This window comes from Methylophaga sp. UBA1464, from assembly GCF_002325665.1.
In the GTDB taxonomy this organism is placed as follows: domain Bacteria; phylum Pseudomonadota; class Gammaproteobacteria; order Nitrosococcales; family Methylophagaceae; genus Methylophaga.
This window is the reverse complement of record NZ_DCSO01000001.1, coordinates 19,572-23,762: the sequence shown is the minus strand read 5'-3', so window position 1 is coordinate 23,762 and position 4,191 is coordinate 19,572. Positions and strand designations below refer to the sequence as shown.

Sequence of the window (4,191 nt, the reverse complement as noted above, 5' to 3'; positions counted from 1 at the left end):
GGTATAGACCGGACAGCGGAAATATTCCCAGAGATAAGGCACTGCGCCAATATGATCTTCATGGGCGTGAGTAATAATCAGTCCATCCAGTTGTTGACGGCGATCAATCAGAAATTGTGGATCTGCCATCTGAATCGGCGGGGTTTGACTGTTAAGAGGCTCCCCAAACTCATCCACTTCTGCCTGAAAAGTAACGCCACAATCTACAATCAACCAGCGCCCGTTATGTCCATATACGTTCAGGTTCATACCAATTTCGCCACAGCCTCCCAGCGGCAGGAACCAAAAATCATCTTTTCCAGGTGTCATCCAGACCTCTTAATTCAGACTCCCCAACAGGAGTCAGTGTTCATTATTATTCGGGGCAAAACGTGTCGTGATGTGACTGGTAATACTTTTTGCCAATTCGTCTTCACTGAAGAAAACTGTACCAATACCATCTTTGGTCAACAATTGCGCTTCTGCTGCATTATACGTCCGCAACACTATTTCAATTCCTGGATTCAGCTTTCTTGCGGTATCGGCCATTTGTCTGATATCGACCGGATCCGGTGTTGCGATCACCAGCATGGCGGCATTGGCAATATGCGCCTGAATTAACACAGCCGGTTCTGCTGCATTACCGGCAACAGCAGCTATCCCCTGTTTGCGCAAGGCTTCTACCTGCTCACGATTCTGTTCCGCAACGACATAAGGAATATCTCGTGCATTGAGTGCTTCTGCCACGCGGCTGCCTACTCGCCCAAACCCGACTAACACGACCTGGCCTTTAAGAAATTTACTCTCAGTCGACATCGGCAGTTCAGCAAATGGATCTTGTCGCCGTTCAAGTCTGCGAGCCAGAAATGAACGCATCAATATCCACTTCCTCAACGGTTTTACAGCCGAGAATAATAAAGGATTGACGGCTATTGAAATAATGGCTCCTGCCAATACCAGATTCATACCTTCATGAGGCAGCAGTCCCAGCGTCACCCCAAGCCCTGCCAGAATAAACGAAAACTCGCCGATTTGCGCCAGGCTGGCGGCGACGGTTAACGCTGTATTAAGCGGATAGCGAAATGCCAGAGTCAGTGCCATGGCTGCCATGGATTTACCGACAATAATGATGCCCACGACGGCCAGCACATGCAGTGGTTCTTCTATTAAAATAGCCGGATCAAACAACATGCCTACGGCTACAAAAAACAGCACCGAAAATGCATCGCGTAATGGCAGTGATTCCTGGGCAGCCCGATGACTGAATTCAGACTCACGCATCATCATACCGGCAAAAAAAGCCCCCAGAGCAAACGACACACTGAACAGCAACGCGGCCCCATAAGCAATACTGATGGCTGCGGTAATGGTTGCCAGAGTAAACAACTCACGCGAACCGGTGCCAGCCACCTGCCAGAGAATCCAGGGAAACAGTCGGCGGCCAACGATTAACATCACCGCAATAAAGGCTGTTACCTGCAATAAAATCTTACTGATCGTTTGCCAGAGTGGCGCATCAGACAGGGCAGCATCACTAGAGCCCAAAATACCTGCTAAAGCAGGTAATAACACCAGCATCAATACCGTTGCCAAATCCTCAACAATCAACCAGCCTACGGCAATACGTCCATTCATCGTGTCCAGCACGCCTTGGGCTTCAAGGCCTTTTAATAACACCACCGTGCTGGCACACGACAAGGACAAGCCCAACACCAGCCCCTCACCAAACGTCCACCCCCAGCTCATTGCCAGCATAGTGCCTAACAGCGTTGCAATGGACATCTGCACTATGGCGCCGGGCACTGCAATCCGTTTAACCGCCATTAAATCTTTAAGCGAAAAATGCAACCCGACACCAAACATCAGCAGCATCACACCTATCTCGGATAATTGAATGGCAATATCAACATCGGCATGAAATCCCGGGGTACTGGGGCCAATAATGATGCCGGCAAGCAGATAGCCAACCAATGCAGGCACATTGATTTTTTCTGCAATAAAGCCCAGTACAAGCGCCAGGCCAAAGCCTGCAGCTATCGTGCTGATAAGCGGGACATGATGCTCCATAAAACTCCGTAAATTTCCCTTAGATACGTGTGTTAATTTTCTATCGTTTTATTATTGTTTACCGAACAATCCTTTTTCTGAGTTTTACCGACCAAGTTATTAAAACACAAGCTATTTTGAATATTCCTTTACCCTGCTACGCTACATAAGAAGTCGCTTTTTGCGTAAAGGAAATATGTGACTTAAATCAACAATGCTATACTAGGCGGCTGTTTACAGTTGAAAACGCTACAAGCTTTTAACGACCCAAATCAATCAGAGGCAAACAGATGGATGACACCACCCTTATGTCAGAAGGATTAACGCTCATGCTGACCGGCATGGGTTTTGTATTTGTGTTCTTGACAGTGTTAGTACTCGTTACAACATTGATGTCGTGGGTTATAACCCGCTACGAGAAAAGCGTAGGCGCCCTTCCAGCAGAAGGAATTCCCGCCCCCACTGCCGTTCTCGGTCAAAATAAATCCACTCATAATCAAAATCAGTCCCAGCCTTCCCAACAAGATCACACATTGCTGACAGTCTTATCCAGCGCAGTCCATAAATATCGAAATAAAAAAAATAAGTGACGCCAAGTCATCATAAAAATCAGTTTAATCACAAGGCCATAACATGACCGAAGCAAAAAAAACTCTTGGCATCACAGATGTCGTTTTACGTGATGCTCATCAATCCTTATTCGCAACTCGCCTTCGTTTGGATGACATGTTGCCAATTGCTGACAAACTTGATCAGGTCGGCTACTGGTCTGTCGAAACCTGGGGCGGTGCGACATTTGACGCCTGCATACGTTACCTCGGTGAAGACCCCTGGCATCGCATTCGCAGTCTGAAAGCCGCCATGCCCAATACACCTCAGCAAATGCTGTTACGTGGTCAGAATTTACTCGGCTATCGTCATTATGCTGATGATGTTGTCCGTAAATTTGTTGAAAGAGCCGCTATCAATGGCGTAGATGTATTCCGTGTATTTGACGCGATGAATGACCCGCGCAATCTGGAAGTTGCCATTAAAGCCGTTCTGGAAAACGAAAAACATGCACAAGGCACCATGGCGTACACCATCAGCCCGGTACATGACTTACAAATGTGGCTGGATATGGCGAAACGTATCGAAGATATGGGCGCACATTCCTTATGCATTAAGGATATGGCTGGTTTGCTTAAGCCTTACAAAGCTTACGAGCTTGTTAAAAGTCTTAAGCAAACCATTGATATTCCTATACATATGCAATCTCATGCCACGACAGGTTTGTCGACTGCAACGATTATGAAATGTGTTGAAGCAGGCATTGATAATGTCGACACAGCTATCTCTTCGATGTCGATGACTTACGGCCATTCAGCAACTGAATCGGTAGTTTCCATCTTTGAAGGTACGGATAGTGATACCGGGTTGAATATCGAGTTGCTGGAAGAAATCGCTGCGTACTTCCGGGATATCCGTAAAAAATATGCCAAGTTTGAAGGCAGTTTACGAGGTGTTGATTCCCGTATTTTGGTGGCACAGGTTCCCGGCGGCATGCTAACCAATATGGAAAGCCAGTTACGTGAACAAAACGCACTGGACCGTATGGATGAAGTGTTACATGAAATCCCGCGTGTTCGCGAAGATCTCGGTTTTATTCCACTGGTTACGCCTACTTCACAAATTGTCGGTACACAAGCCGTTATTAACGTATTAACCGGTGAGCGTTATAAATCCATCACTGAAGAGACACAAGGGGTATTGCGCGGTGAGTACGGTTCAGCTCCTGCACCATTTAATGCAGAACTGCAAAAACGTGTGCTAAATGGTGAACAAGCGATTACCTGTCGACCAGCCGATTTGCTGGAAGATGAAATGGATAAACTGACCGCTGATCTAATTTCTCTTGCAGATCAGGATGATTTCAAACTGGAGGAAGGTGAAAGACAGATTGACGATGTATTGACGTTTGCGCTTTTCAATCAAACGGCGGTTAAATTTCTTAAAAACCGTGGTAATCCCGATGCATTTGAACCATTACCAACCGCAGAATCTACTCATGCACCGTCAGCCCCGGCAAAAGCAGCTGATGCGCCAGAGACCTACACCATCACCGTCAATGGCCAGCAATATGTTGTTGAGGTCAATGAAGGCGGTGATATCAGCCAGATAGACAGT

4 protein-coding genes are annotated in these 4,191 nt (G+C 46.8%); 2 read left to right on the top strand and 2 right to left on the bottom strand.

Annotated elements, in window-relative coordinates; translation table 11 throughout:
- Together B3O33_RS00150 and ybaL are read right to left on the bottom strand one after the other, a co-directional pair.
- Positions 1 to 309 (bottom strand): MBL fold metallo-hydrolase (locus tag B3O33_RS00150; protein WP_292362689.1); only part of this gene is annotated, 309 nt, incomplete at its 3' end.
- Positions 310 to 342: 33 nt separating this feature from the next.
- The gene (gene ybaL, locus B3O33_RS00145; protein WP_292359894.1) at positions 343 to 2,046 is read right to left on the bottom strand and encodes a YbaL family putative K(+) efflux transporter; all 1,704 of its coding nucleotides are present in this window, start codon (positions 2,044 to 2,046) and stop codon (positions 343 to 345) included.
- A 269-nt stretch (positions 2,047 to 2,315) separates the two neighbouring features.
- Here ybaL and B3O33_RS00140 point away from each other — a divergent pair, with 269 nt between their 5' ends.
- Both B3O33_RS00140 and oadA read left to right on the top strand, forming a co-directional pair.
- Positions 2,316 to 2,615 (top strand): OadG family transporter subunit, encoded by a 300-nt coding sequence (locus B3O33_RS00140; protein WP_292359896.1) that lies wholly within the window; start codon positions 2,316 to 2,318, stop codon positions 2,613 to 2,615.
- Between the two features lie 43 nt (positions 2,616 to 2,658).
- Positions 2,659 to 4,191, top strand: a 1,533-nt coding sequence (gene oadA / locus B3O33_RS00135) for a sodium-extruding oxaloacetate decarboxylase subunit alpha (RefSeq protein ID WP_292362688.1), incomplete at its 3' end; no start/stop codon positions are given.

Excerpts from the sequence above, each read along its gene's own strand:
- ybaL (WP_292359894.1), bottom strand. The coding sequence starts at position 2,046 with ATGGAGCATCATGTCCCGCTTATCAGCACGATAGCTGCAGGCTTTGGC.
- B3O33_RS00140 (WP_292359896.1), top strand. The coding sequence starts at position 2,316 with ATGGATGACACCACCCTTATGTCAGAAGGATTAACGCTCATGCTGACC.